Here is a 26,492-nt window from a genome sequence, read left to right as displayed (position 1 = left end):
GTTGCATTCTCAAATGCAAACCAATTATGTTAACAAATTTATTAAATGCTGACTAATCAAACAGGGTTACGCTTTTAGATCTAGCATTAAAGCTAGTAGCTCCCTTTTTTCTTCGGCTGATAAACCGACGCTTCTTGCTTTGGCCTGCAGGTTTTCAATTTGTTTTTCAACGCACTGGGCAAGTATGTTGTCCAATGAGTCTAAAAATATGTCTTCTTGATTGTCTTCGTCGAGGGGGATTTCCCAGCTCGCGAGACGAGACAGAAGAGCCTCATGTTTATTGTGTCGCCAATGCTCTAATAATTGGCCTGTGTTGATATGGGGATGCTCGTGGCATTTATCAAGTACTTCGACGAATAAACTTAGTCCGGGCAACTGTAAGCCTTTGACACTTGATAAATCCGGTACCATATCAGCATAGCTCGGATTTTGGATAAGCAAAGCGATAACTTCACGCATTGGAGTGCGCTTCAGCTCTTTATGTGGTTGAGGTGTCGGGTTCTGTGTATGAACACGCGCACGTCTCAATTGGTTATCAAATCCAGTTCGCTCATCGAGCAGTTTTTCGAGCAATTCTTGGAAGTAACTGTCAGGGATTTTATTAATCAAGGCGCTGGCGTGTGCACGCAGTGCTGATTTCCCTTCGGTTGTTCCCAAGTTTAACTTGTGTATTTCAATCAGGTTATCGAACAAATAGGTCGAAAGCGGCGTCGCATTGTGGACCAGCTGTTCAAAAGCGGCTTTGCCATGCTCTCTAATATAGCTGTCTGGATCTTCACCGTCGGGCAAGAATAGAAACTTAAGCGTGTTACCGGTTTTCAGGTATTCAAGCGCGTTTTCTAGTGCGCGCCATGCGGCCTCTTTACCTGCTCGGTCACCATCGTAACAACAAACCACAGTGCTGGTTTGACGGAACAACATTTGAACATGGTCGCCGGTTGTCGAGGTGCCCAGTGATGCTACTGAGTAATCGACACCATATTGCGCGAGTGCCACGACATCCATGTAACCTTCAACCACAAGTATTTGCGGCGGTTCACGGTAGGCTTGCAGCACTTCATAAAGGCCGTAAAGCTCTTTACCTTTATGGAAGATAGGCGTTTCTGGTGAGTTGAGGTATTTTGGTGTGCCGTCTTCTAATACACGACCACCAAAACCAATCACACGGCCACGACGATCACGAATTGGGAACATTACGCGTCCACGGAATCGGTCGTATCGGTTACCTTTATCGTTCTCTATTAACATGCCGCCGGTCACGAGCATGTCTTGGGCTTCTTTCTGTTGGCCAAAGTTCTTACGAACCAAGTCCCACTCATCGGCCACATAACCAATGCCAAACTTCTGGACGATTTCGCCAGACAGGCCACGATTCTTTAGGTAATCAATCGCAGGTTTGTTGGCTGATATTTTCAGTTGAGAGCGGTAAAAATTACTGATGCCGCCCATCAAATCGTAGAGGTTACGTTTTTGTTCGCTGTTGGCTCTTGGTGCTGTTGATATCTCGCCGCTGCGCTGTTCTCTAGGAACGTCGAGGCCTAAGAAAGAGGCTAGCTCTTCAATAGCTTCAACAAAATCGAGGCGTTCGAACTCCATAATGAAGTCGATAGCATTACCGTGTACGCCACAACCAAAGCAGTGATAAAACTGTTTTTCTTGGCTTACGCTAAAAGAAGGGGTCTTTTCGTTGTGGAATGGGCAACAAGCACCATAGTTTTTGCCTTTTTTCTTAAGTTTCACGCGTGCGTCCACAATGTCGACAATGTCGAGACGCGCTAGGAGATCATCGATGAAACTACGCGGGATGTGTCCTGCCATAAAACCTTAGAAAAATGCACTAACTGAGAGTGTGGATAATAATAGTTTGAATAGGTTACAGATACAAACAAGCCGTGCGTTCCGAAGGATTGCACGGCTTGTTGCAATTTGATTTGGGATTAAGCGAGTTTAGAACGAACTAAACCACTAACTTTCCCCATATCTGCACGCCCTTGAATTTGTGGTTTCAAGATAGCCATTACTTTACCCATGTCTTGCATGCCCGCTGGTTGAGCTTCGGCGATTGCGCTATCAAGTAGTGCAATAACTTCTTCATCACTTAGCGGTTGAGGCATAAAGCCTTCAAGTACCGTAATTTCTGCTTTTTCCACGTCAGCAAGATCTTGACGATTTGCTGATTCATATTGAGCAACAGAATCGCGACGTTGCTTAACCATTTTAACTAATACAGCAAGAATGTCGTCGTCGTTCAGAGTGATCCGTTCGTCAACTTCACGTTGCTTAATTGCTGAAAGAGCTAAGCGGATAGTGCCAAGGCGCGGTTTGTCCTTGGCTTTCATCGCTAATTTTTGCTCTTCTTTGAGTTGTTCAATAAGAGCCATAACTCAGTCCTTATGGATTAAGTTATTAGTACAGGCGAACGCGACGTGCGTTTTCGCGAGCTAGCTTCTTAGCGTGACGCTTTTGAGCTGCTGCTTTAGCGCGTTTGCGAACTGTAGTTGGCTTTTCGTAGTGCTCGCGACGGCGAACTTCAGAAAGGATACCTGCTTTTTCACAAGAGCGCTTGAAACGACGTAGTGCAACGTCGAACGGTTCGTTTTCACGTACTTTAACTATTGGCATATGCCTTTCACCTCAGGGGTTATTCATTATCGCTGGCTACTCAGTACCAAATCAGAGAAGTTACCCATCGAGCTAACTCTCTATTCGCGTTTGGCCATTAACCAGCTTGATCAAAAATGGTGCGGAATTTTAATCCGATCACAGTGGCTTTGTAAAGCACTTTGTCGATTATAGTCTGTACAATATTTGTTTGAAGAGCTTAGGCAGGGTAATATTGCGCTAATTTCCCATTTTAGACGAAAGCGTGCCGAGAAAATTATGCGCATTATTGGTATTGAAACCTCTTGTGATGAAACAGGAATCGCGATTTATGATGATGAGCAAGGGCTGCTTTCTCATCAATTATATAGCCAAGTAAAGCTGCACGCCGATTACGGTGGTGTGGTACCTGAGCTAGCTTCACGTGACCACGTGAAAAAAACAATTCCTCTTATTAAAGCGGCATTAGCTGAAGCGAACCTAAAGTCGAAAGACATTGATGGTGTGGCTTACACGGCTGGCCCTGGTTTAGTGGGTGCACTGCTGGTTGGTGCAACGATTGGTCGCAGTATTGCTTATGCGTGGGGAGTGCCTGCAGTGCCTGTTCACCATATGGAAGGTCACCTTCTTGCGCCAATGCTAGAAGATAACCCACCACCATTCCCATTTGTGGCTCTGCTGGTTTCTGGCGGCCATACCATGATGGTAGAAGTGAAAGGTATTGGTGAATACCGAATCCTTGGTGAATCGATTGATGATGCAGCGGGTGAAGCGTTTGATAAAACCGCGAAACTGATGGGCTTAGATTACCCTGGTGGTCCACTGTTATCTCGTTTGGCGGAAAAAGGCACTCCGGGTCGTTTTAAGTTCCCGCGTCCAATGACCGATCGTCCGGGTTTAGATATGAGCTTTTCTGGTCTGAAGACGTTCGCAGCGAATACCATTCGTGATAACGATAATGATGACCAAACTCGTGCTGATATTGCTTACGCGTTTCAAGAAGCCGTTTGTGCAACCTTAGTAATCAAGTGCAAGCGTGCCTTGGTTGAAACGGGCATGAAACGTATAGTTATTGCTGGCGGTGTAAGTGCCAACAAACAACTGCGCGTTGAGCTTGAGGCGCTTGCTAAGAAAGTCGGTGGTGAGGTGTACTACCCACGCACTGAGTTCTGTACAGATAACGGTGCGATGATCGCTTATGCGGGCATGCAGCGCCTAAAGAATGGCGAAACGGCTGATTTGTCTGTTCATGCCACACCGCGTTGGCCTATTGACCAGCTAGAGCCAATTGCGTAATTGACTATAGTGTTTCGATAAACGGTCGCCTTGTGCGGCCGTTTTTATATCCTAGCTTACCGACTGTATGTCGATAAATAATTGCTGATAGAGATTAGGGAAGAAAATGAACAAGTTCACAGTAGACAATCAATCGATGGCGTACCTAGATGAAGGTCAAGGCCCTGTTGTTGTACTCGGCCACAGCTACCTTTGGGATAGTGCAATGTGGAAGCCGCAGATCGAAGCGTTAAAAACTCAGTATCGCTGTATTGTTCCAGAGCTTTGGTCTCATGGTGAATCTCAAGCAGCACCCACTTCGATGCGTAACTTGAAAGATTACGCTCAGCACGTTTTGGCTCTGCTTGATCATTTAGAGATCGAAGAATTCTCAGTGGTTGGCTTATCGGTTGGCGGTATGTGGGGGACTGAGTTAGCGGAACTTGCACCTGCACGTATTAAGTCTTTGGTTCTAATGGATACTTTTGTGGGTTTAGAACCAGAAGTTGCTCACGCAAAGTACTTCAGCATGTTAGATACCATCACTCAAACCAAGACGGTTCCTCAGCCAATTGTTGAAGCGGTTGTTCCACTGTTCTTCGCTAATGATACGCAAACCAACACGCCAGCTTTAGTTGAAGGTTTTACTCAGCAGTTATCAGCTCTTGAGGGCGACAACGCTGAAGAAGTGGCACGAATTGGTCGAATGGTGTTTGGACGTCGCGATATGATTGAATCGGTAGAGAACTTTGCTCTGCCTGTTTTGATTGCTGTAGGACAAGAAGATAAACCACGTCCGGTACTTGAGTCATACCTAATGCACGATTGCATTACGGGCAGTGAATTAGTGGTGATTCCTGGCGCAGGTCATATTAGCTCGTTAGAGCAACCAGAGTTTGTGAACACAATGCTGAAGACGTTTTTAGATAAACATCTGCTATAAGCTTTAAATACTGAATATTATGGTTCGGCTTAGACGTGACAGTTTAAGCCGATTTTTTTTGTCCGAGTTTTGGTTCGCTGCCATCGAGTAGGCGGCGGATATTCTGGTGGTGACGTAACACGATCAAACAGCACAGCATGGCTACTGGCAATGTGTATTGAGGTTTGACTAACCAAGCGTAGAAAGGGGCAAGTAGCACAGTAACCAGTGCCGCTAAAGAAGAGTAACGAAACAAAAACGCGACCACTAACCAAGTCGCCATGATCATTCCGGTTAGATCGAATCCTATTGGGGCGATAGCGCCAAGTGCGGTTGCCACGCCTTTACCACCTTTGAAGTGGAAGAAGATCGGATACATATGTCCAAGACACGCCGCAATTGCCACAACCCCAAGAATGATTGGGTCGATCTTGAGGTAGTAGCCAAGCCAGACAGGGATAGTGCCTTTCAGCATGTCACACAAAAGGACGGCAGCTGCTGCGCCTTTACCGCCAACACGCAGGACATTGGTTGCTCCTGGGTTGTTAGAACCTACTGTTCGAGGATCTGGGAGCCTCAAAACTCGGCATATCAAGACCGCACTAGAGATTGAACCTAGTAAGTAGGCAGCAATGATCATGATAAGTGCCAATGGGGTCATGTCTGTCCTTTAACGGTTATACGCCTAACGATGGGAAAATAATGCTCAATCCAAGAGTAATTGATATCATATCTCGAATTACGCAAATAATACGTTTTTTTCCCCTATATGGGTATCCGACCTCTAAAAGGACAAGTCATGGCACTGGATAAAGTTTTCATTGAACAGCTAGAAGTAATTACAACGATCGGTGTTTACGATTGGGAACAAGAGATTAAACAAAAACTTGTGCTTGATATTGAAATGGCTCATGACAACCGCCCAGCGGGTAAGAGTGATGATGTGGTTGATGCTTTGGATTACTCGACAGTGAGTACAGCCGTGCTTGACCACATTGCGAATGGCCGATTCCTATTGGTTGAACGTGTGGCTGAAGAAGTTGCTGAATTGATCATGACTCAATTCTCTGTGCCGTGGATTAAAATCCGATTGGCTAAACCTGGCGCAGTGCCACAAGCAAAAGCCGTTGGTGTGATCATCGAACGAGGTCAAGCATGACAGTAGCCTATGTTGGTGTTGGCACGAACATAGACCGCGACAAGCATGCAAGGGTGGCATGGACAGAGCTTCAATCGTTAGGGACTAACCTTAAATGCTCTAAAATCTATCACTGTGAGCCCGTCGGTTTTAATAGCCATCCGTTTTATAACTTTGTGATAGAGCTCGACACGTCACTCTCATTGACTGAATTTTCACAGCAGCTGCGTAAAATTGAGTTTAAATGGGGTCGCTCTCAAGATGCGCACAAACTACAAGATCGAAAACTCGATCTTGATATTGTGCTGTTTGGAGAGGAGGTTTCTGAGTGTGAACCAGAATTACCACGCAGTGATATCTACAAATATCCTTTTGTAACACAGCCGCTTTATGATCTTTGTCCTGCGCGAGTGATCCCGCAAGACGGAAGAACCGTCAGTGAAATATGGCAGAAGATGCAGCAATTAGACTCGCTCTCTGTCGTAGATATAAAACTATAATTTTTAAGGTAAGTAATGAGTTATTTTGAAGCGTTTATATTGGCGTTGGTGCAAGGCTTTACAGAGTTTTTACCTATTTCCAGTTCTGCACACCTAATCCTTCCTTCAGCTGTTTTAGGCTGGGAAGATCAAGGTTTGGCTTTTGATGTCGCTGTCCACGTTGGTACTTTGGCAGCTGTTGTTATCTATTTCCGTAAAGAAGTGGTCTCTCTGTTGAGCGCATTCTTTGGTTCAGTGTTTAAAGGCGATCGTAGTAAAGAAGCGAAGTTAGCGTGGATGATCATTCTCGCGACGATTCCTGCGTGTATCTTTGGCTTGTTGATGAAAGATATTGTTGAGCTTTACTTACGCAGTGCGTGGGTGATCGCGACGACAACGATTATCTTTGGTCTATTGTTATGGTGGGTGGACAAGAACTCAAGCCTGCGCGATGACGAATACCAAGCGGGTTGGAAAAAGGCGCTGTTTATTGGTCTTGCTCAAGCAATGGCGATCATTCCGGGCACGTCTCGTTCTGGCGCAACCATTACCGCGGCGCTTTACCTTGGTTTCACACGTGAAGCGGCGGCTCGATTCTCTTTCTTGATGTCTATCCCAATCATCACTCTGGCTGGTGGTTATTTAGGTCTTAAGTTGGTGACAAGCGGTGACCCAATCCATGTTGGCACTTTGCTAACGGGTGTTGCGGTGTCTTTCATCAGTGCTTACATCTGTATTCACTTCTTCTTGAAGCTTATCTCTCGTATGGGCATGACACCGTTCGTTATCTACCGACTGATTCTAGGTTGTGGTCTGTTTGCTTTCTTAATGATGCAGTAACAGACACAGGCAACGGTCTCGCTGTAAGAATTGAAACAAAAGGCCCGCTTAACTGCGGGCTTTTTATACGTTTTAGGTAGAGCGGCGACGATTAACTGCTAGCGAGTTCTGATAGGGCGTTTTCAATTGCGATGGCTCTGCGTTTCTCTTGTTCTTCTCGAATATCTTTGCCTTTAAAACCATCGATAATGATCGCTTTTACTTCGACTTGAAGCGCCGCTTGGTAGGCGACTTCAAAGCGCGCTTTTTGAGGATAAGGCTGATCTTCTAATCCTTTTCGGCCTGCGTGGTCGGCCTGGCAGCAAAGTAGTATATCGTCGAACCTATCTGGCTTACGCCAAACATCGAACTTGTTGAGAACCTTGAGAAAGGTGGTTGGTTTGAGCTCGCCTGCGCGGTGGATATTAGAATGTTGCTCGCACACTAACAACGCAAGGTCTCTGAACTCATTGGGCACTCTCACTCGCTCACACAGTTTCTTGATTATCTTAACACCTGTGTGGCAGTGCATTTTATGGCTTGGCCATTCAGCTTGTGGTGTGACGCCTTTACCTAAGTCATGCACTTGAGCTGCAAAGCGTACCGGTAGCGATGGGCTTAATAGTGCGGCTTGCTGAGCAACCATCAGAGTGTGAATACCCGTGTCGATTTCAGGGTGCCATTTTTCAGGTTGAGGGACGCCAAATAGAGCGTCAATCTCAGGTAATACGACTGCCAATGCACCACACTCTTTCAATACAGAGAGGAACACTTCAGGGTGCGGTGTACTAAGAGACTTATGCCACTCTTGCCAAACTCGCTCTGCAGTAAGGTGTGCCAGTTCACCAGATTGGACGATCTCACTCATCATATCCATGGTTTCAGGTGCAGCCGTGAAGTTAAGATGGTGAAGCTTGGCGGCGAAGCGAGCCACACGCAGTACACGAAGAGGGTCTTCAACAAAAGCGTCTGAAACGTGTCTTAAGATACGATCCGAGAGATCTTTCTGGCCATGATAAGGATCGTGAAGTTGGCCTTTATCATCTTGAGCTATAGCGTTGATGGTCAGATCTCGACGCATCAGGTCTTCTTCCAAACTCACGTCTGGCGCGAAGTAACATTCGAAGCCTGTGTAACCAGAGCCTGATTTTCTCTCAGTGCGAGCCAGTGCGTGCTCTTCTTTGGTTTTTGGGTGCAAGAATACCGGGAAATCTTTTCCCACAGCAGTAAAGCCAAGGTTTTCCATCTCTTGAGGGGTACTCCCTACCACGACCCAATCTCTATCATAACTATCAATATTGAGCAGCTTATCGCGCACTGCTCCACCGACTAGATAGCGTTGTAGCCCGTTGTCTTTTGGTAGGCTATCGTAAATTTGCAACTTATCACCTCGAAATGTTTTATCACTGCTGGACTTTACTGCAAGCAATGGTACTTTCCATTAATCGTAATTATAGGGCAGCACATGTATAAGGAATATTTTGGCTTCGTTGAGATGCCATTTTCGATTGTACCAAATTCTCGCTACTTGTTTTTGAGTCAGCGCCATCAAGAAGCGATGCAGAACCTACAAGCCGGTTTAGGCGAGGGTGGGGGCTTTGCGATGCTTACTGGTGAGGTTGGTACAGGGAAAACAACGGTCGCTAAGGCGATGTTGTCTTCATTGGATAGTCATACTCAGGCTGGCCTTATACTTAACCCTACGTTTTCAAATACGGATTTACTAGAAGCTATCTGCGATGAGTTTGAGGTCGAGTACCCAGAACAAGCATCGTTGAAACAGCTCAGTCAGGCTATTCATTATTTTCTACTTGATAGCCATGCCGAAGGCATTCAAACCCTATTGGTGATCGATGAAGCCCAACACCTCGCTGCCGATGTGTTGGAGCAGTTACGCCTTCTAACAAACTTGGAAACCGACAATCGTAAGCTGTTAAAAGTACTGTTGGTCGGCCAGCCGGAATTACAACAGCACTTACAAACCACGCAGCTACGTCAGCTAGCACAGCGCATTACTGGTCGTTATCACTTACTGCCTCTTAATACCGAAGAAACGGGCAAGTACATCGCGTTTCGTTTGGAGACGGCGGGTGGCGAGCAGATGTTGTTTTCGAACCGTTCTATCAAGCTGATTGCTCAATATACGCATGGTATTCCAAGGCTCATTAACTTGGTGTGTGATAAAGCACTGCAGTTGGCTTTTCATGACGGTGAGCAGCTACCGAGCAATGAAACGGTTAACCGAGCGTGTCAGCAGGTTATGTCCTTTCAGGCCGATGTGTATCACGTCGAGAAAGCTCTAACTTCTCGTGTCGCGCCTAAGTTATTCCAATACGCAGGGATTGCGACGTTAAGCGTTGGTCTTGCAATAGCGACCTTTAACTTCGCTCCAAGCTATATCAATGCTTGGTTGCCTACGGATGCATCAAATGAAGCAAAGACGGAAGTGTTAGCACGTACTCAGCGTTCTTTGGTATCAGATGTTCCTAAGTTGGTTGCTGAGCCAAAACCTGCCAAGTTTGAATTGCCACAACACATTCAACAACATTTGATGCAGGGGACCAATCGTTCTCTCGCTATCAAAGACTTGTATACGCTGTGGGGATATCAATCTTCACTGCGTGATGGATTGTGCTTAAGTGAGTCACAAAGTGTTTTTGTGTGTGAGCAGCAGCAGGCCAGTTTGGATACCTTGTTAGAACTTGGTGTTCCTGTGGTACTTAATCTCGACATAGACCAAAAACCAGTGTTTGCTGTGCTGTATGGCGTGTCTAAGGATTCTGTCGAGTTGCTGGTTAATGAAAAGCTGTTGGTGATGCCGAAGCAATCCTTAGAGCAAATCTGGCAAGGCGATTACGTCGCTATTTGGAAGCAGCCGCTGCGAGAGACCCTTAAAGAGGGCTATCAAGGTGAAGCGGTTGCTTTGCTTGATCTACTGCTTTCTGAAGTATTAGGAGAGGTTGTTTCCGGTAGTGATGTATTTGATTATGAGTTAAAAATGAAAATCGAAGCATTTCAAACGTGGCAAGGTATGTCTGTTGATGGCATTGCAGGTAAGCGCACCTTAGCAAGATTGCAGAGATTAGCTCAACTCGATTCGCCTAAGCTGATGTCACTAGAAGGGGGCGAAAGCTAATGTCACGTATTATGCACGAACTTAAACAGCCGTCTCACAAGCCATCTTCTATTAATCAGCACTCTCTTAGCAAACCAAGCTTCAAAGGCTACCAGAATCATCATGTTCCTAATTCTGCAAAAGGGATGAGCAACAAGCGAGGTTCATCGTTAGCGATGGGGCTACTCTTAATCTTGGTTCCTTCTTTGTTGGTGGGTGGCGTCTTGGCTTATCAATCGTATATCCAACAACAAGAAGCCGTGAACCAAGCTGCCAATGTCGCTCTGCCAGAATTTAAAACTGAATCAGACATTGAGCCTGAAATTGCGGATGCTGATATAGCAAGCATGGATGCCGTGTCTGAGGAAGAAGATGCCTTGTTCACCGTTCGCCCTGCACCGGCGAGCCAACCGTTGAAAGCATTGCCACGCCAAGAGATGTATGCACAGATTGATTCTGGCGCTAATCGTGCAAACACCGCTGGTGGCTCAGCAGTGATCTTCGCTAATGCTGATAACAACACTCAAATGACAGCCAGTTCTGAATCGTCATCCGTTCAGCCAGGCGCGAGTGATGAAACGACTGCTCTGCAATCAAGCACTGATCAGCAATCAAATAGTGACTTACAATCGGACAGTGATCTGCTGCAAGGGCTAGACCTCAGTGAGTTGCCACCTGATTTGGCATTGAAGCTTGAATCCATTATGGGGGAGCAACAAAGCGCTCCTGAGCCGATGGATTCTAGACCCTCAGGGCAAAGGGGTTCTCAGGTCATTGAGTTGGAAACGCACACCAATAGCTTATCAGGCGTCCTTCCTAAGTTAGACCTACAAACCCATATGTACTCGAGCAGCGAAACCAAGCGTTGGGTAAAAGTGAACGGTCAAGAAGTGGCGCAAGGAGATTGGATTGGACAAGACATTCAATTGCTGGAGATTAAGCCACAATCGGTGATCATAGAGTTCAATCAGCAGAAGATAGAAATCCCAGCTCTGTACGAGTGGAAAGGCTAGCGAGCTCTAAAGGTATCTAGATAACAGACAAATAAAAAGGAGCACCTCGGTGCTCCTTTTTGATCTTCGATACTGAATTTACTGTACCTAATACAAGCGTTACGTCTACGCCCAACCGTTTGGTGATTTTCTGCGACGAGGCATGATGTGTGGCAGAACAAGGCCTAGAACTAGACCAATACCCGCAACACCACCACCGTACATGAAGTACTTCAATAGTAGGTCGTCTTTTTGAGTGTCTAGCTTAGCGCGCAGTTCACGGTTCTCTGTTTGAGAACTCGTTAGCTGTTGGCTAATTTCACTGTAGTTCTGTTCTAGTTCAGCAATCTGCTTGTTACGAGAATCTAGAGAGCTTGCTAGGCCAGCTTTTTCGCTGTCAGCACTCTGACGAGCATTCGCTAGCTTGCCTTTAACTTCCGTCAGCTCTTTCTCTAGCTTAGGCATACGCAGTGCCATGCTTTCTTGAGTGCTTACAAACTTGCTTTCAACCCAACCTTTACGGCCACGGTTGTCTTGAATTTGGGTGTAACCCGTACTCTTGTTAGTTTGTAGGAATGTAATCTTTTCACCAGCATCAACACTACCGATGATACGGAATGTGTTGTTTGGGCCAGAATGCATATAAGTAAATAGTTTGTCAGCAATATAACGGTCTTGTGCAAAGGCAGCTGGAGCCGCAAGCATTGCGAACAAAACTAAGCTAATCAGTTTTTTCACAGTAAATCCCTTAACGATTCAAATTGGGTAGGCGTATGAGTCAGCCTCAATCAGCAAATAATATTTAGTTTCTTTATGCGGTGCAACAAAGAAGGGAGGCAAAGCCTCCCTTTCTGTGCGTTTGAGTCAATAATGACATGGCATTTACATATCGTTACTGAAGCTCACACTGTTCTGACGCTAGTATTCACTAACGCAGTCGCGATTACATAGTAAACGCAGCTTGAATTCCGTAGAAGAACACAACAGCAAGTAGAGCACCTGCAGGTAGTGTCACAATCCAAGAAGCCACGATATTACGTACAACGCCTAAGTTTAGTGCTGCGATACCACGAGCAAAACCAACACCTAAAACAGCACCAACGAGTGTTTGTGTAGTAGAGATTGGAAGGCCAGTACCTGAAGCTAGTACAACCGTACATGCAGTTGCAAGTTGTGCAGCAAAGCCACGGCTTGGTGTTAGTTCTGTAATACCAGTACCAACGGTTGCCATTACTTTATGACCCATTGTTGCAAGACCAACAACGATACCGAATCCACCTAGAGGAAGAATCCACCATGCGATAGTACTCTTACCTGTGATTTCACCCATGTGCTCAACGGTTGATACAACAGCAGACAGTGGACCAATCGCGTTCGCAACGTCGTTTGAACCGTGTGCAAATGCCATCGCACAAGCTGTGATAACCATGAGTACAGAGAAGATGCCTTCAACACCTGCAAAGCCGTGGTCTTCTTCGCGGTTAGCGAATTTCTTCTGGATGTATAGGTAACCGCCGATCATTACAAGCGCAGAAACGCCAGCAGCCCAAACCCATGCTTCAGTGTTGCTTAGGTGAAGACCAACGTGCTTAAGGCCTTTCTTGATGGTTACAAGTGCAATTACCATTGTTGTAATGAACATGTATACCGGTACAAAGCGTTTCGCGTTAAATAGCGGGTTCTCTGTATCAAAAATCAGTCGTTGAGCACTTACAAATATGACGTAAGCGAAGAAGCCGGAAATAACGGGTGTGATAATCCAACTACCCACAATACCTTGAACACTGTTCCAGTCTACAGCTTCAGTACCTACAGAAATACACGCAAAACCGATGATTGCACCGATGATTGAGTGAGTCGTAGAAACCGGCCAGCCCATGTAAGAAGCGAGAAGTAGCCATGTACCAGCAGCAAGAAGTGCTGACATCATGCCGTACACAAGTACATCTGGTTGATGAGCGAATAGAGACGTTTCGATAACACCTTTACGGATCGTGTCTGTTACTTCGCCGCCCGCAAGGTAAGCACCTGCGAATTCAAAGATCATTGCGATAATGATCGCTTGTTTAACGGTTAAAGCTTTAGAGCCTACTGAGGTGCCCATTGCGTTCGCAACGTCATTTGCACCAATACCAATAGCCATCAAGAAACCGAAAGCTGCTGCAACAATAATCAGGACAGTGCCGTAGTTAGCAAGGATATCCATCGTAATACCTAGTTGTTTGATAACAAGCGGAACAAATTTAGACGCAAAAAACCGCTCAGCGAGAGGAATACTCAGCGCATAAGTGGTTTGTTCAAAAAATGCTCTTCGTTATATGGTTAACGTATGATTTAAGATCGAGAAAGCATTACTTCAAGACGAGCGCCTACACGCTGTGCTTGATCTGCAATACCACCAACCCATTCAAGAATTTTGTATAAGAACATGATATCAACTGGATTCAGATCGCCTTCAATTGCCATTAGTTGTTGGCGTAGTTCGATCTGCATCGCATCCGTGTCATCTTCAATTACATCTAATTGATGAATCATTTCGGCAACGAGTGTTACTTCACGGCCTTTAAAGCCAGTCTCAAGTAATTCGTCTAATTCATTGATTACGTTTTGTGCTTGGTTCGCTGCATCTAGACAACGTTTAACGTAAGCGATGAAGTTTTCTTGCATAGGAGCAGGAATGACAAGTTGACGACCATATACACGGCCAGCAATGTCTTTCGCTAGGTTTGCGAGTTTGTCTTGTTGCGTTAATAGCTCCAACATATCGGTGCGATCAACTGGCATAAACAAACCACGAGGAAGTTTAAGGCGAATTTCACGTTTTAGTACGTCAGCTTCTTTCTCAAGGTGAGAAATTTGAGCTCGAATTTCTGATGCTTTTTCCCAGTTACCTTTTGAAGAAACTTCAAAAAAATTAACTAGGTGAGAACAACATTCGTTCACGCATACTACGTGACGCTGCAAAGGTTTAATTGGGGACTTTGCAAATAACCCCATAATTGTATTTACTGGCATGGTCATCCAACCTAATAAATAATAACCTTAAAACAACATACACCATATTCATGGTGAAATGTTAAGCGATGGCTACAAAGTCGCGCATGTTAACCTAATCAATCTCTCATTAAAACTGTTTTAGATCATCATAAGGGCGATATTTCTGACTTGCCGACTTTTCAAATTGGCAATATCCTGTCCCTATCTTCACAGAAAGGTATAACTATGGAAACCGAGATAGAACTGAAGTTTTTTGTTTCTCCTGAATTTTCAGAGACTTTACGCAATAAAATTGCTGAAACTAAAGTACTTCAGCACAGTTGTCGTGAGCTAGGTAACATCTACTTTGACACCGCTGACAACTGGCTACGTAAGCACGATACAGGCTTACGCATTCGACGCTTTGATGACGTATTTGTACAAACCGTAAAGACTGCTGGTCGTGTGGTTGCTGGCCTGCATCAAAGGCCTGAATACAATGCAGAACACGACAGCAACGAACCTAAGCTAGCCCTGCACCCAGAGGATATCTGGCCAACAGGTAAAGACATCGAAACGTTGCAAGCTGAGCTGACTCCTCTGTTCTCTACCAACTTCACGCGTGAGCAGTGGTTGATTGGTATGCCTGATGGTAGCCAAGTCGAGGTCGCATTCGATCAAGGCTTTGTTGAATCAGGCGACCTGCAAGAACCGATTTGCGAAGTCGAATTGGAACTTAAATCCGGTCAAACGGATGCGCTATTTACATTGTCTCGCCAATTCTGCGAACAAGGTGGCATGCGTTTGGGTAACCTAAGTAAAGCAGCTAAGGGTTACCGTCTTGCTCAAGGTTATCAAGGAGATGAAGTTACTCCTTTGACCTTAGTTGATACTGACAAAAGTGATACCGTTGAATCGTGTTTTATTCAATCTTTAGAGCATGCTCTCGCTCATTGGCACTATCACGAGCAGATTTTCACTGAGCGTCAATCGATTGAAGCGCTACATGAGATCAGTCATTCACTGAGCTTTATCCGCCAGACTTTCACCATTTATGGCGGCATTGTCCCTAGACGAGCAAGTGCGATTTTACGTCAAGAGTTGAAGTGGCTTGAGCAAGAGCTCGACTGGCTGAAAAGCTATGATCACTTCGAAGACTTGCTGGAAGATAAAGGCCATGTACTACGTAAACTCGATGCGCGTAAGTTCTTAGTCGCTGAGCTTAAAGAGATGCAAGAGCAACTGCCAGATCGTGAAGATCTGCTTACCTTGCTGAGTTCTGCTCGATACACTGGGTTATTATTAGATCTGAGCCGTTGGATCTTGTCTCGTGGCTGGCAACCTTTCTTAGATGAAAAAGCACGTGAGCAAATGGCTCGTGGTATCGAATGGTTTTCCGTGCAGCAACTCGATCGCACATGGGCCGATTTGATGGAAGCTTTCCCGCCAGAGCGAGTGATGACCAGCCAAGCGTATATTGATCAGCAATACCGTTTGATGCGTAATCTGTATTCTGGCGTTGGTTTCGCGAGTTTGTATGATGACGATGAACGAAACAGTTTCCGTTTACCTTGGGCCGATATGGTGCAAGGCATTGATGACTTGCTGGCACTTAAAACATTAGAGCCTTTGACTGAGAAGCTGGAAGGCGATGAGAAGCTTCAGCTAGAGCGTTGGTTAGCTCGTCAAGAAGTGTCCATTCTGCATGCGATGGAACAGACACGCCAAATCAGTGTTGAGGTTGAGCCATACTGGCAAGACTAAACTCGATACCTGTATCAATAGAAGTATGAATTTGAAAATAGGGCTCCGGCCCTATTTTTTTGTTTGTTGCTCAAGTTTTTCGAGTCGCTCTAAGATTTTCTGTTGCTGCTCGATGATCTTCTCAAGGTGTTTCTCTTTGTTTTCCGCTCGTTGATTCTCATGATGAGTTGGGGAGGTGATCAAAGAAGTAATCAAGCCTGAAATCATACCAAACACACCGACACCACAGATGATCACCATTGAAGCCACTAACTGACCGGAAGTTGTCACTGGGTAATGGTCGCCATAACCCACAGTACTGATGGTCACAAACGCCCACCATAAAGCATCATGACCTGTAGTGATGTTGGCGTTCGGATCTTTGTGTTCCAATAGCAGGATCGTGCCAGCACCGATAGTCAGTAAGATCACCAAAAGCAGAATGATGGAAGCGAAAGTGGTCTCTTTCCTATTACGAAATAACTCTCTGAAAATACGTTTACTTGAACGCAGAACTAAGATGACTCGCAGAATTTGAAAAATACGGGCGAAACGAAGAGGCTCGATCATTGGGATACTTGCTAAGAAATCGATCCAGTGTACTTTTAGAAATTCTTTTTTGTTTTGTGATCTAAATAGATCAATTGTGAGCTGAAAAAGAAAAACACTACAGATTATAAAATCGAGGCCGATAAGGACTTGTTTCGATTCTTTATCGATCGGTACGAACAATAAGCCTGAGATCACAAATAACGCTAAGAAAGAGAGAATCAGTGACAATAAGCTCATCGGCTTGGTGGCGTCTTTGGTATTATTCAACATTCATACGAGGCTCAAAATAAATCGCGAACTTTGACTGACATAGCCACCTCGCGGATATAGAAGCCATCAATATATAAGAATTAATGGAGAACTGACAATGACTAAACTGTCATTCAAGCCGTGGGAAAGGGTAATCTCTGACGTTCGTCTCGTTCCAAAAATGGTCATGTTGATGATATTCAGCACTATCTTGATCATTTCGAAGCAGCTATGGGACGCAAGTACGTTTTACGATTCATTGCTTGCTGTAACGAACAATGCGCAAGTCGCACAACAGCATTACGAGACTTACCTAGTTCAAGTGGCTTGGCAAACAGCCTTGATGATCATTGTGTTTGTGGTTCTTCTGTTAGCAGCGGCGCGCGTTATGCTGCGCCAGACTCAATACCTTAATGACGCCATTAAAACCATGGCAGATAAGAACTTATCAGTGCCGATTCAAATGGACTGTAAAGATGAATACGGCGATGTGGCACGCGAACTTGAAAAAACTCGCGTCCAACTGAACGACATGATCAAAACTCAGGTGGCCTCTTCTGATGAGCTGTTTGCTCTGACGGAAGTGATGACCATCAGCATGTCTGAAACCAAAGAGTCAGCTCAAGAAGAGTTCAACGAGATCGATCAACTGGCAACAGCAATGAGTGAGATGACGTCGACGGTGCAAACTGTCGCTGAGCATGCACAAAGCGCTTCGTCATTGACTGAACAGGCATCAGGCCAAGCTCTTACTGGTCAGAAGTTCGTTCAAGGATCAGTGTCTAAGATGAGTGAGCTATCTTCAGATATCGCAGCATCTGCAGCAGCGGTAAACCAAGTAGAAGAACGCGTTGACTCAATTGGCAGTGTGGTTGGTACTATCCAAGGCATTTCAGAACAGACAAACCTACTAGCATTGAACGCTGCAATTGAAGCGGCACGTGCCGGTGAAGCGGGTCGTGGTTTTGCGGTTGTTGCTGATGAGGTTCGTAACCTTGCACAGCGCACTCAGCAAGCGACGGTAGAGATTCAAGACATGATCAGTCATCTACAAAGCAGCGCTAACTCTGCGGTAGAACTGATGGAGAAGAGTGTTGTTGAAGCGGCTGAAGGTGTTGATCTGGTGACTAACGCGGGAAGTGAGCTTGACGGCATTGTAAGCCAAGTCAATCAAATCAATGATATGAACTTCCAGATCGCGACCGCTGCAGGCCAACAGAGCAGTGTTGCTGAAGAGATGAGCGTCAACCTGACCAATGTACGCGAGCTTGTTGAAGCTTCAGTTGTGGTGGTTGGTGAACTGCTCGAGACCTCTCAGCTTATGGAAAGTAACGCGCAAGAACTCGACGGTAAGATTAAGCAATTTAAGGTTTAGTCCTCAGCACCCAATCTTCATCCGTCAAAGGCTAATTCCCAGAGACTGTTTCTCGGTTGTAAGCTCAACCAGATAAGTTAATCGATAAAACGCCCACATTGCTAATGTGGGCGTTTTTTATTGGCGTAACTTTGGTATAACTTATCTTTAGTTATGAAAACTCGTTATTGAAGAACTGAATCGATAAACCGATTGTTCGGCGCGCAGCTTATACAAGGAAGAAACATGCCATTGCCTTCTCAACTCATCACTCACTCCCAGTCTGCTTTTGAGCAATTATTAGAGCATCAAAGTGAAGCCATCAATACTTGGTCTGAGCCACTGACTGAAGATCTTAAACGTGTACTCGGTTTAAGCTGTTTTATTGGTGATTGCCTGCAGCGTGATACGGTTTTATGTGGTGACTTACCTAATATGTTGGCATGCGAAGAACGCGCTGAAGGATACCGAGAACGCTTGGCTGAATTACTTTCTAGTTGCACCGATGAAATGAGCGGTCAGCGCGTGCTGCGTCAATTCCGAAATCGAGAAATGACCTACATTGCTTGGCGTGATTTTATGGGTTCGTGGGAGCTAGAGCAGAGCCTAAATCATCTATCGATGTTGGCTGAGGCGATGATCTTCGAAACCTACCAATGGCAGTACGATATTTGTTGTAAAGAGTGGGGCACACCTTGTAATGAACAAGGCGAAGCACAGCCGATGTTGATCATTGGTATGGGCAAGCTAGGGGGCGGTGAGCTTAACTTCTCTTCCGATATCGATCTGATCTTCACCTACCCAGAGAATGGTGAAACCCAAGGTGCAAGACGCAGCATTGCCAATGCGCAGTTCTTTACACGTCTCGGGCAACGTATTATTAAGGCGCTTGATCAGCAAACCTTCGATGGATTCTGTTATCGAGTAGACATGCGCCTGCGTCCATTCGGTGAGAGTGGTCCACTGGTCATGAGTTACGCTGCGCTAGAAGATTACTATCAAGAACAAGGTCGCGATTGGGAACGCTACGCTATGGTCAAAGCGCGTGTGATGGGCAGTGAGATGTACCCTGAGTATCAAGAGCTTCGCCAAATGCTACGCCCGTTTGTGTTCCGCCGTTATATTGATTTTAGTGCGATTCAATCTCTGCGCCGAATGAAGTCTATGATCAGCAGCGAAGTGCGTCGTCGTGGTCTCTCGAACAACATCAAGCTTGGCTCTGGTGGTATTCGTGAAGTTGAGTTTATCGCACAAGTCTTCCAATTGATTCGTGGTGGACGCGAGCCTAGCTTACGCGGTCGAGGGTTACTCGAAACCTTAAGTGCGATTGAATCCCTTCATCTGCTAGAGTCTGAAGAGGTGGGGCACCTACGTGAAGCTTATCTGTTTTTGCGTCGCCTTGAGAACCTGTTACAAGCCATGGCTGATAAGCAAACTCAAACCTTACCTGACGGTGAATTCGAACAACTGCAGCTTGCGGTTGCCATGCAATTTTCCGATTGGGATAGCTTGATTGTGGCAACTCGCGCCCATATGGCGAATGTACATACCGTGTTCGAAGACCTAATTGGCGTTGATGAAGATGACGCTAATCCGATCGCGAGCCACTTTAGCGAGTTGTGGGATATGGCCCATAAACCCGATGTAATTGAGCACGTGTTGGAACACGACATTGCGGTCGCGAGCCCGCCTGATGCGGCGAAAACGATCATTCAGTTTAAAGCCGATTTGGCTAAAAAGACTCTTGGCCCTCGTGGGCGGGAAGTCCTCAATCGACTGATGCCGAAAGTGTTTCAAGCGCTGTACACCGCTAAGGATGCCGAGTTTGGTTTGTCGCGAGTACTGCATCTGCTGCATAAAATCGTTACGCGTACCACTTACCTTGAACTACTAGATGAACACCCTGCCGCGTTGACTCAGCTAGTTCGCCTGTGTACGGCAAGCCCGATGATTTCGGAGCAGTTGGGTCGTTATCCAATTCTGTTAGATGAACTTATCGACCCTCAGCAACTCTACAATCCCGTGCCTTTAGAGTCTTACAAGACCGAGTTGCGTGATTATCTAGCCCGTATCCCTGAAGATGATATGGAGCAACAGATGGAAGGTCTGCGTCAGTTTAAGCAGACCTGTATATTGAGAATTGCAGCCGCGGATATTGCGGGTGCTCTACCTGTCATGAAGGTCAGTGATCACCTGACCTACTTAGCAGAAGCCATTGTGGAGGCGGGGGTCAATCAAGCTTGGTTACAAGTATCCGCCAAGTTTGGTGAACCGACCCATGTTAAAGATCGCGAAGGTCGCGGTTTTGCTGTCGTTGGTTATGGCAAAGTCGGTGGTTGGGAGCTTGGTTATAACTCCGATCTTGATATCGTGTTCATGCACGACTGCCCGGTACACATCTATACTGATGGAAAGAAAGAGATCGATGGACGCCAATTCTATTTAAGATTAGCGCAGCGTATTATTCATATTTTCTCGACCAGAACTGCTTCTGGCATTTTGTACGAAGTCGATACTCGCCTACGCCCTTCTGGTGCATCTGGTCTATTGGTGAGTCCAACCGATGCCTTTGACGAGTATCAGCACAATGACGCGTGGACATGGGAGCACCAGGCCCTCACTCGTGCTCGTATGATTTACGGTGATGACTTATTGGTATCTGCGTTTAACAAAACTAGGCATGAGGTTTTGTGCTTGCCACGAGATGAGGCAACACTCAAAAAGTCAGTTGTGGATATGCGTGAAAAAATGCGTGGCCATTTAGGCGGTAAAAAAGCCGATCGATTCATGCTTAAACAAGATGCGGGCGGTATTACTGATATTGAGTTCTTGGCGCAATACTTAGTGCTGAGATACAGCAACGAGAAACCTAAGCTTACTCGTTGGTGTGACAATGTGAGAATCTTTGAAAGCTTGTTGTCGCAAGGGATAATGGACGAGCAACAAGGTATGGCATTGACCAATGCGTACACCACATTAAGGGATGAAATCCACCACCGTAATCTACTTAACCTTGATGCGGATGTGGCGATTGAAAAGTTCGAAATGGAAAGAGAACATGTTGTTCAGGCATGGAAGCAGTGGATGGAAGCATAATTCAGTCATAGCGTAGCGAGTGCTATGTTTATCTTGATAGGCTTTTACTCATTTATCTGTAGTTTAGCCACTGTAATCAGTGTGCTAGACTCTAGCCAGATTCGATTTTTGGAGCTCAACAATGAAACCAATTCTACCTGACTACAGCCAATCAGGTGTTCTTATTGTCGGTGACGTAATGCTTGACCGTTACTGGTATGGCCCAACTGGCCGTATTTCACCAGAAGCACCAGTCCCCGTTGTGAAAGTAGAAAATAACGAAGAGCGTCCTGGTGGTGCTGCCAACGTAGCAATGAACATTGCCTCTCTTGGTGGGCATGCTCATGTTGTTGGTTTGACTGGTAAAGATGAGCCTGCTGAGGTGTTGAAAAGCACTTTAGGTGCTCTGAAGGTTAAGTGTGATTTCGTTGAGTTAGAAGACTATCCAACCATCACCAAACTACGAGTGATGAGCCGTGGTCAGCAGTTGATTCGCTTGGATTTTGAAGACAAATTCGAAAACACCAACCCAGAGCTTATTCTGTCTCGCATGGAGCAAGCCCTACCAAATGTACGTTCGGTTATCTTGTCAGATTACGCGAAAGGTGCATTAGAGCATGTACAGAGCTTCATTCAAAAAGCACGCGCAGCCAATGTTCCTGTATTCATCGATCCCAAAGGCGCGGATTTAGAGCGCTACCGTGGTGCGACATTACTTACACCAAACATGGCAGAGTTTGAGCTGGTTGCAGGTAAAGTGAAATCAGAAGAAGATCTTATCGAGAAGGGTATTGCCTTGATCGAGAAGTATGACTTTGAAGCTCTATTGGTGACTCGCAGTGAAAATGGTATGACTTTATTACGTAAAGGTCAGGCACCATTCCACTTGCCAACCCAAGCGAAAGAAGTGTACGACGTAACTGGTGCTGGTGATACGGTTATCTCAGTACTGGCTGCGTCTGTTGCAGCTGGTAAGCCATTGGATGAGGCGTGTGCATTAGCGAACGCTGCAGCTGGTGTCGTTGTTGGTAAGCTAGGTACGTCAACGTTATCCACGATAGAGCTAGCTGAAGCGATTCACGGCAGTCAAGACACAGACTACGGTGTGATCTCAGAAGCGGCACTGGTTGAAGCGGTGAAGCGTGCTCGTGCGAAAGGCGAGAAGGTAGTTATGACCAATGGCTGCTTTGATATTCTACATGCTGGTCATGTTTCTTACATGAATCACGCGGCTGAGCTGGGCGATCGTTTGATCGTTGCGGTAAATACCGATGAATCAGTGAAACGCTTGAAAGGCCCTGGTCGCCCTGTGAACCCAACTGATCGTCGTATGGCGGTATTGGCTGGCTTAGGTGCAGTTGATTGGGTTGTGCCATTCTCTGAAGATACCCCTCAACGTTTAATCTCTGAGGTACTGCCAAGCATTCTTGTGAAAGGTGGTGATTACAAGCCTGAAGAGATTGCTGGTGGTGCGGAAGTGATTGCTGCTGGTGGTGAAGTGAAAGTACTTAACTTTGAAGATGGTTGCTCTACCACTGAAATCATTAAAGCGATTAAAGGTGGTCGAGGCTAGTTTTTAGTTTTTGGCGTTAAGCTTTTAGTTAGGCAGTAAATCTCGCTTTAATCGATAATAAAAATGCCGCTCAATGAGCGGCATTTTTGTAACGGTAACTTGAGTAATTAAGAGTTACTTACTTGCTACTTTTAGACCTGCGTTTACATCAACAATGTCTTGTTCGCTTAGCGTACCAACTGCTTGACGAAGCTGAAGTACACTTAGGATGTAGTTGTAACGAGCATCTGAAAGGTTTTTGTTCGCATCATATAGACGACGAGTCGAATCTAGTACGTCAACGATAGTACGAGTACCTACATCAAAACCAGCTTCTGTTGCTTCTAGAGCAGACTGAGCAGAAACTACAGACTGTTCGTAAGCGCGTAGAGCACCGATCGAAGCGCTGATGTTGTTGTTGAATGCACGTACGTCTTTTACAACGCTACGGTAAGTTGCTTCTAGATCTTCACTTGCTGCAACGTAGTTGTATTCAGCCTGTTTAGTCAATGAAGTTGTGTTACCACCTGTGTATAGAGGTACAACTAAGTTCAAACCGATGTTTAGGTTGTCAGAGTCGTAATCATTTGTGCTGTTAGAACTGTCGGTCTGTTCTGCAAGACCGTAGCTACCATCTAACGTTAAGCTTGGTAGGTGGCCAGAGCTTGCTAGAGAGATGTTATCTTTTGCTACGTCTTGAGAGATACGTGCAGCCAATAAGCTAAGGTTCTTTTGTTCTGCTTGTTCAACAAGTGCAACAGCAGACTCAGAAGATTTGCTTGCTGAGAAACGATCAGTATCTAGGATGCTTAGGTTAGAGTGTTCCTGACCTGTAATCTCACGTAGACCTTCGTAGCTATTCGTTAGGTCGTTCTCTGCAAGAACTTCATCAGCCAAAACGCCATCGTACTGAGCTTGTGCATCGTGTACATCGGTGATTGCTGAAAGACCAACTTCAAAACGTTGCTTAGTTTGTTCTAGTTGACGAGCAACCGCTGCTTTTTCTGCACGAACAAACTCTAGGTTATCTTGAGCTCTAAGTACTTCGAAGTATGCTGTTGCAACACGCAGGATCAAAGCTTGTTGTTCTGCCGCGTAAGCTGAATCAGATTGACGAGCAGTTTTCTCTGCCGTATCTAGAGTGATCCAAGAAGAACGCTGGTAAAGCTCTTGACTGAAACCAATTCCAACACCCCATTGGTTGTTGTCATTACTTGCGTCTTTATAGTCACCACGATTAATGTCGTAGTTTGCTGTTAGGTTGATTTGCGGTAACAAAGAGCTACGACTTGACGTTACTGCTTCAAAAGCGGCATCGCGCTGCGCTGCTGAACGAAGAAGTTGTGGGTCGTTCTGTTTTGCTTGGTCGTAAACTTCAGCTAGCGTATCAGCAAAAGCTGACGAACTCAGGCTGCCAATTGCTGCACTGATAAATAGTGGAAGCAGTTTTTTCATTTTCCTATTCCTGCCTTTTATGGAATTTTCTTTAGAAGAGTTTAACCCAGTTTGGTGGTAATTTACTCGAAACTTTGCACTTTTTTACAGTTAACTGTCCACTTGTGCAATATTTATTTTTTAAAGCTTAACTTTAATTATAAATTTTATATAAAAAGTTGAACCTTATCCTTGGTAGTTAACTCGGACAATGAGTAAACTATAAAGATCACTTAGTGAGGTACCAAATGCAACAGTATGACAATCAACGACATGAGTTTACTCCGCAAGATGTGGAAATAGTCTCAAAAGAGACGCTGTTTCGTGGTTTTTTCAAAATGGTCAAGTACACATTTAAACATAGACTATTTGAGGGAGGCTGGAGCCAACCAATAGAGCGTGAGATGTTTGAGCGTGGACATGCTGCCGCTTTGCTACCTTATGATCCTGTGCGTGATGAAGTGGTGATCGTCGAACAGATCCGTGTCGGAGCCCTAGAGCATGAGAACCCATGGCAATACGAAATTGTTGCTGGGATCATTGATACGGACGAATCGCCACAAGACGTCGCTCGTCGTGAAGCAATGGAAGAAGCCGGAGTCGAAGTCGGATCTGTATTGCCTATTACTTCGTATTATCCTTCATCTGGTGGTTGCTCTGAAAAGCTCGACGTCTTTGTTGGCTGTGTTGATGCAACGACAGCCAAAGGGGTACACGGATTGGACTACGAAGGTGAAGACATTCGTGTACAAGTGATGAGTCGCGAAGCTGCTTATCAGTTGGTAAAAGATGGTGTATTTGAAAATGGAGCCACGATCATTGCGCTACAGTGGCTACAATTGAACTACCAAGAATTACAGTCAGAGTGGATAGATTAACGTCATGCCAAATATCGCGGTCAAAAAACCGTATCATGTTGATCTTGCTGAATTGATGCGAGTTTACGAGACTAACTATGCCAAACTGAACGCTTTGTTACCGGTTGGGCATGAGGTTGGTGACGTTCGCTGTTACCAAGCCGTTAATATGGTGTATCAATTGACAGTGAATGAGGTCACAAAATACACCACATTAATAGATATATGTCAGAGTGATGCGATGCCAGTGTTTCCTTTGCCAAAAATGTCTGTCAGGCTATATCACGACGCTCGAGTTGCAGAAGTGTGCGCTAGCGGGGATTTTTCGCGAGTCAAAGCGAAATATGACTACCCCAACACTAAGCTTCTGCAAAAGGACGAGAAATTTCAATTGAATAAATTTCTTGGGGAATGGTTAACGTTTTGTTTAAAAACGGGTATCAGCCGAACCCCAATTGCCTTTTAATTGAGCCTATTTATCAACACTTTTAAAGTCTAAACAGTAACGTATCTGGATTTGTTATTTTGGAATTATCACACACTTCAAAATTTGATGAGAGCACTATTAAGCTTGTGCAGCTAACGGACACGCATTTATTTGCGCCGAGCAATGGCAGCTTATTAAGCATCAACACTCAAGATAGCTTTCGTGCTGTAGTCGATGGCATTGTTAGTCAGGGCTTTGACTATCAAGCGATTTTAGTAACCGGTGATATATCTCAAGATCACAGTGCTGAGTCGTACCAGAAATTTGAGTCAGGGATTCAGCCTTTGGAAAAGCCATGCTATTGGCTGCCAGGGAACCATGACTTTAAGCCTAATATGGGCAGTGTTTTACCATCACCACAAATACAGTGTGTTGAGCATGTCTTGCTAGGCGATAACTGGCAGATGGTGATGCTAGACTCGCAGGTGGTTGGTGTGCCTCATGGTCGCCTCAGCGATCAACAGCTTGACCTATTAGAACAGAAGCTGACGGAGTTCCCTGAACGTAATACCTTGGTTCTATTGCACCACCATCCATTGTTGGTTGGCAGCGCATGGTTAGATCAACATAACCTAAAAGACGCCGATCAATTTTGGGATGTGGTTCAACAGCACACCAATGTTAAAGCCGTACTGTGTGGTCACGTTCATCAAGACATGAACCGAGATCATCATGGTGTACAAGTCATGGCAACACCGTCGACTTGTGTGCAATTCAAACCTAACTCAGATGACTTCGCGGTTGATACTTTGTCTCCGGGCTGGAGAGAGATTGAATTACATCAAGACGGTACCGTTAGCACGCAAGTTCGTCGTCTGCCTCATGGGCAGTTCTTGCCTGATTTTAAGGCTGCTGGTTACTAATGAAGGCGG

Annotated in this window: 24 protein-coding genes; 14 read left to right on the top strand and 10 right to left on the bottom strand. The window is 45.4% G+C overall.

Translation table 11 applies throughout. From position 1 onward, the window contains the following. Positions 1–66 precede the first annotated feature (66 nt). The 3 genes from dnaG to rpsU form a co-directional block, all read right to left on the bottom strand. Positions 67–1,818 (bottom strand): DNA primase, encoded by a 1,752-nt coding sequence (dnaG, locus tag AB4154_RS13775; RefSeq protein WP_017061408.1) that lies wholly within the window; start codon positions 1,816–1,818, stop codon positions 67–69. Positions 1,819–1,937: 119 nt separating this feature from the next. Next, a complete protein-coding gene (locus AB4154_RS13770; protein WP_017061409.1) occupies positions 1,938–2,381 on the bottom strand; it encodes a GatB/YqeY domain-containing protein in 444 nt (147 codons plus the stop codon). 25 nt (positions 2,382–2,406) lie between these two features. Continuing rightward, positions 2,407–2,622, bottom strand: a complete 216-nt coding sequence (rpsU, locus tag AB4154_RS13765; RefSeq protein ID WP_004396009.1) for a 30S ribosomal protein S21 — start codon at positions 2,620–2,622, stop codon at positions 2,407–2,409. Between the two features lie 258 nt (positions 2,623–2,880). Between rpsU and tsaD the strand changes: the two genes are divergently transcribed. Together tsaD and AB4154_RS13755 are read left to right on the top strand one after the other, a co-directional pair. Further along, the gene (gene tsaD / locus AB4154_RS13760; protein ID WP_372123315.1) at positions 2,881–3,897 is read left to right on the top strand and encodes a tRNA (adenosine(37)-N6)-threonylcarbamoyltransferase complex transferase subunit TsaD; all 1,017 of its coding nucleotides are present in this window, start codon (positions 2,881–2,883) and stop codon (positions 3,895–3,897) included. A gap of 106 nt (positions 3,898–4,003) precedes the next feature. Next, positions 4,004–4,819 carry an alpha/beta fold hydrolase gene (locus AB4154_RS13755; RefSeq protein WP_017061411.1) on the top strand — a complete coding sequence of 272 codons (816 nt, stop codon included), beginning with the start codon at positions 4,004–4,006 and terminating at the stop codon, positions 4,817–4,819. Positions 4,820–4,862: 43 nt separating this feature from the next. Here the strand turns inward: AB4154_RS13755 and plsY are convergent, their stop codons facing one another. Beyond that, positions 4,863–5,459, bottom strand: a complete 597-nt coding sequence (gene plsY, locus AB4154_RS13750; protein WP_009847793.1) for a glycerol-3-phosphate 1-O-acyltransferase PlsY — start codon at positions 5,457–5,459, stop codon at positions 4,863–4,865. Between the two features lie 138 nt (positions 5,460–5,597). On the opposite strand from plsY, the gene folB reads away from it, so the two are divergent. From folB to AB4154_RS13735, 3 genes are read left to right on the top strand one after another with little or no spacing between them, the layout of a single operon-like run. Further along, the gene (gene folB / locus AB4154_RS13745) at positions 5,598–5,957 is read left to right on the top strand and encodes a dihydroneopterin aldolase (RefSeq protein WP_004735969.1); all 360 of its coding nucleotides are present in this window, start codon (positions 5,598–5,600) and stop codon (positions 5,955–5,957) included. Then, on the top strand, positions 5,954–6,436 hold the full coding sequence (gene folK / locus AB4154_RS13740; protein ID WP_017062921.1) for a 2-amino-4-hydroxy-6-hydroxymethyldihydropteridine diphosphokinase: 483 nt from the start codon (positions 5,954–5,956) through the stop codon (positions 6,434–6,436). Before folB ends, folK begins: the two co-directional genes overlap by 4 nt. Positions 6,437–6,451: 15 nt before the next feature. Continuing rightward, the gene (locus AB4154_RS13735; protein WP_010434624.1) at positions 6,452–7,255 is read left to right on the top strand and encodes an undecaprenyl-diphosphate phosphatase; all 804 of its coding nucleotides are present in this window, start codon (positions 6,452–6,454) and stop codon (positions 7,253–7,255) included. A gap of 91 nt (positions 7,256–7,346) precedes the next feature. Here AB4154_RS13735 and AB4154_RS13730 read toward each other — a convergent pair whose 3' ends face one another. Further along, positions 7,347–8,663: a multifunctional CCA addition/repair protein gene (locus tag AB4154_RS13730; protein ID WP_372123313.1), complete on the bottom strand. Its 1,317-nt coding sequence runs from the start codon at positions 8,661–8,663 to the stop codon at positions 7,347–7,349. 36 nt (positions 8,664–8,699) lie between these two features. Between AB4154_RS13730 and AB4154_RS13725 the strand changes: the two genes are divergently transcribed. Together AB4154_RS13725 and AB4154_RS13720 are read left to right on the top strand one after the other, a co-directional pair. Beyond that, positions 8,700–10,370: an AAA family ATPase gene (locus tag AB4154_RS13725; RefSeq protein ID WP_372123311.1), complete on the top strand. Its 1,671-nt coding sequence runs from the start codon at positions 8,700–8,702 to the stop codon at positions 10,368–10,370. Beyond that, positions 10,370–11,362: a general secretion pathway protein GspB gene (locus AB4154_RS13720; protein WP_017061416.1), complete on the top strand. Its 993-nt coding sequence runs from the start codon at positions 10,370–10,372 to the stop codon at positions 11,360–11,362. The genes AB4154_RS13725 and AB4154_RS13720 overlap by 1 nt, the downstream gene beginning before the upstream one ends. Before the next feature lie 105 nt (positions 11,363–11,467). Here the strand turns inward: AB4154_RS13720 and AB4154_RS13715 are convergent, their stop codons facing one another. The 3 genes from AB4154_RS13715 to AB4154_RS13705 form a co-directional block, all read right to left on the bottom strand. Beyond that, complete coding sequence (locus AB4154_RS13715; RefSeq protein WP_017061417.1) at positions 11,468–12,079, bottom strand: TIGR04211 family SH3 domain-containing protein; 612 nt, start codon at positions 12,077–12,079, stop codon at positions 11,468–11,470. A gap of 205 nt (positions 12,080–12,284) precedes the next feature. Next, positions 12,285–13,547 carry an inorganic phosphate transporter gene (locus tag AB4154_RS13710; RefSeq protein WP_017061418.1) on the bottom strand — a complete coding sequence of 421 codons (1,263 nt, stop codon included), beginning with the start codon at positions 13,545–13,547 and terminating at the stop codon, positions 12,285–12,287. A 128-nt stretch (positions 13,548–13,675) separates the two neighbouring features. Then, a complete protein-coding gene (locus AB4154_RS13705) occupies positions 13,676–14,356 on the bottom strand; it encodes a TIGR00153 family protein (RefSeq protein WP_017069481.1) in 681 nt (226 codons plus the stop codon). 207 nt (positions 14,357–14,563) lie between these two features. On the opposite strand from AB4154_RS13705, the gene AB4154_RS13700 reads away from it, so the two are divergent. Next, positions 14,564–16,081, top strand: a complete 1,518-nt coding sequence (locus tag AB4154_RS13700; RefSeq protein ID WP_102321462.1) for an inorganic triphosphatase — start codon at positions 14,564–14,566, stop codon at positions 16,079–16,081. Between the two features lie 51 nt (positions 16,082–16,132). Here the strand turns inward: AB4154_RS13700 and AB4154_RS13695 are convergent, their stop codons facing one another. Further along, positions 16,133–16,882, bottom strand: a complete 750-nt coding sequence (locus AB4154_RS13695; RefSeq protein WP_102321461.1) for a potassium channel family protein — start codon at positions 16,880–16,882, stop codon at positions 16,133–16,135. A 97-nt stretch (positions 16,883–16,979) separates the two neighbouring features. Between AB4154_RS13695 and AB4154_RS13690 the strand changes: the two genes are divergently transcribed. The 3 genes from AB4154_RS13690 (at position 16,980) to hldE (ending at position 22,863) form a co-directional block, all read left to right on the top strand. After that, a complete protein-coding gene (locus tag AB4154_RS13690) occupies positions 16,980–18,236 on the top strand; it encodes a methyl-accepting chemotaxis protein (RefSeq protein ID WP_017061421.1) in 1,257 nt (418 codons plus the stop codon). 225 nt (positions 18,237–18,461) lie between these two features. Then, positions 18,462–21,311: a bifunctional [glutamate--ammonia ligase]-adenylyl-L-tyrosine phosphorylase/[glutamate--ammonia-ligase] adenylyltransferase gene (gene glnE / locus AB4154_RS13685; RefSeq protein ID WP_017062913.1), complete on the top strand. Its 2,850-nt coding sequence runs from the start codon at positions 18,462–18,464 to the stop codon at positions 21,309–21,311. 121 nt (positions 21,312–21,432) lie between these two features. Next, positions 21,433–22,863: a bifunctional D-glycero-beta-D-manno-heptose-7-phosphate kinase/D-glycero-beta-D-manno-heptose 1-phosphate adenylyltransferase HldE gene (gene hldE, locus AB4154_RS13680; protein ID WP_017069485.1), complete on the top strand. Its 1,431-nt coding sequence runs from the start codon at positions 21,433–21,435 to the stop codon at positions 22,861–22,863. Positions 22,864–22,977: 114 nt separating this feature from the next. Here the strand turns inward: hldE and tolC are convergent, their stop codons facing one another. Next, on the bottom strand, positions 22,978–24,297 hold the full coding sequence (gene tolC, locus AB4154_RS13675) for an outer membrane channel protein TolC (protein ID WP_132762217.1): 1,320 nt from the start codon (positions 24,295–24,297) through the stop codon (positions 22,978–22,980). A 227-nt stretch (positions 24,298–24,524) separates the two neighbouring features. On the opposite strand from tolC, the gene nudF reads away from it, so the two are divergent. From nudF to cpdA, 3 genes are read left to right on the top strand one after another with little or no spacing between them, the layout of a single operon-like run. Further along, the gene (nudF, locus tag AB4154_RS13670) at positions 24,525–25,154 is read left to right on the top strand and encodes an ADP-ribose diphosphatase (protein ID WP_017061425.1); all 630 of its coding nucleotides are present in this window, start codon (positions 24,525–24,527) and stop codon (positions 25,152–25,154) included. Between the two features lie 4 nt (positions 25,155–25,158). Beyond that, entirely contained in the window at positions 25,159–25,599 is a 441-nt protein-coding gene (locus tag AB4154_RS13665; RefSeq protein ID WP_008222561.1) for a DUF1249 family protein, read from the top strand. Positions 25,600–25,658: 59 nt separating this feature from the next. Continuing rightward, positions 25,659–26,483: a 3',5'-cyclic-AMP phosphodiesterase gene (gene cpdA / locus AB4154_RS13660; RefSeq protein WP_372123309.1), complete on the top strand. Its 825-nt coding sequence runs from the start codon at positions 25,659–25,661 to the stop codon at positions 26,481–26,483. Positions 26,484–26,492 lie beyond the last annotated feature (9 nt).

Origin of the sequence: Vibrio sp. 10N.286.51.B11, assembly GCF_041469245.1 — a bacterium.
Lineage (GTDB): Bacteria > Pseudomonadota > Gammaproteobacteria > Enterobacterales > Vibrionaceae > Vibrio > Vibrio crassostreae_C.
The sequence above is the reverse complement of the archived record's forward strand: the minus strand, read 5'-3'. Positions and strand labels throughout refer to the sequence as shown.

Coding starts and splice junctions, on each gene's coding strand:
- dnaG (WP_017061408.1), bottom strand. CDS start 1,818: ATGGCAGGACACATCCCGCGTAGTTTCATCGATGATCTCCTAGCGCGT.
- AB4154_RS13770 (WP_017061409.1), bottom strand. CDS start 2,381: ATGGCTCTTATTGAACAACTCAAAGAAGAGCAAAAATTAGCGATGAAA.
- rpsU (WP_004396009.1), bottom strand. CDS start 2,622: ATGCCAATAGTTAAAGTACGTGAAAACGAACCGTTCGACGTTGCACTA.
- tsaD (WP_372123315.1), top strand. CDS start 2,881: ATGCGCATTATTGGTATTGAAACCTCTTGTGATGAAACAGGAATCGCG.
- AB4154_RS13755 (WP_017061411.1), top strand. CDS start 4,004: ATGAACAAGTTCACAGTAGACAATCAATCGATGGCGTACCTAGATGAA.
- plsY (WP_009847793.1), bottom strand. CDS start 5,459: ATGACCCCATTGGCACTTATCATGATCATTGCTGCCTACTTACTAGGT.
- folB (WP_004735969.1), top strand. CDS start 5,598: ATGGCACTGGATAAAGTTTTCATTGAACAGCTAGAAGTAATTACAACG.
- folK (WP_017062921.1), top strand. CDS start 5,954: ATGACAGTAGCCTATGTTGGTGTTGGCACGAACATAGACCGCGACAAG.
- AB4154_RS13735 (WP_010434624.1), top strand. CDS start 6,452: ATGAGTTATTTTGAAGCGTTTATATTGGCGTTGGTGCAAGGCTTTACA.
- AB4154_RS13725 (WP_372123311.1), top strand. CDS start 8,700: ATGTATAAGGAATATTTTGGCTTCGTTGAGATGCCATTTTCGATTGTA.
- AB4154_RS13720 (WP_017061416.1), top strand. CDS start 10,370: ATGTCACGTATTATGCACGAACTTAAACAGCCGTCTCACAAGCCATCT.
- AB4154_RS13710 (WP_017061418.1), bottom strand. CDS start 13,547: ATGGATATCCTTGCTAACTACGGCACTGTCCTGATTATTGTTGCAGCA.
- AB4154_RS13705 (WP_017069481.1), bottom strand. CDS start 14,356: ATGCCAGTAAATACAATTATGGGGTTATTTGCAAAGTCCCCAATTAAA.
- AB4154_RS13700 (WP_102321462.1), top strand. CDS start 14,564: ATGGAAACCGAGATAGAACTGAAGTTTTTTGTTTCTCCTGAATTTTCA.
- AB4154_RS13695 (WP_102321461.1), bottom strand. CDS start 16,882: ATGTTGAATAATACCAAAGACGCCACCAAGCCGATGAGCTTATTGTCA.
- AB4154_RS13690 (WP_017061421.1), top strand. CDS start 16,980: ATGACTAAACTGTCATTCAAGCCGTGGGAAAGGGTAATCTCTGACGTT.
- glnE (WP_017062913.1), top strand. CDS start 18,462: ATGCCATTGCCTTCTCAACTCATCACTCACTCCCAGTCTGCTTTTGAG.
- hldE (WP_017069485.1), top strand. CDS start 21,433: ATGAAACCAATTCTACCTGACTACAGCCAATCAGGTGTTCTTATTGTC.
- tolC (WP_132762217.1), bottom strand. CDS start 24,297: ATGAAAAAACTGCTTCCACTATTTATCAGTGCAGCAATTGGCAGCCTG.
- nudF (WP_017061425.1), top strand. CDS start 24,525: ATGCAACAGTATGACAATCAACGACATGAGTTTACTCCGCAAGATGTG.
- AB4154_RS13665 (WP_008222561.1), top strand. CDS start 25,159: ATGCCAAATATCGCGGTCAAAAAACCGTATCATGTTGATCTTGCTGAA.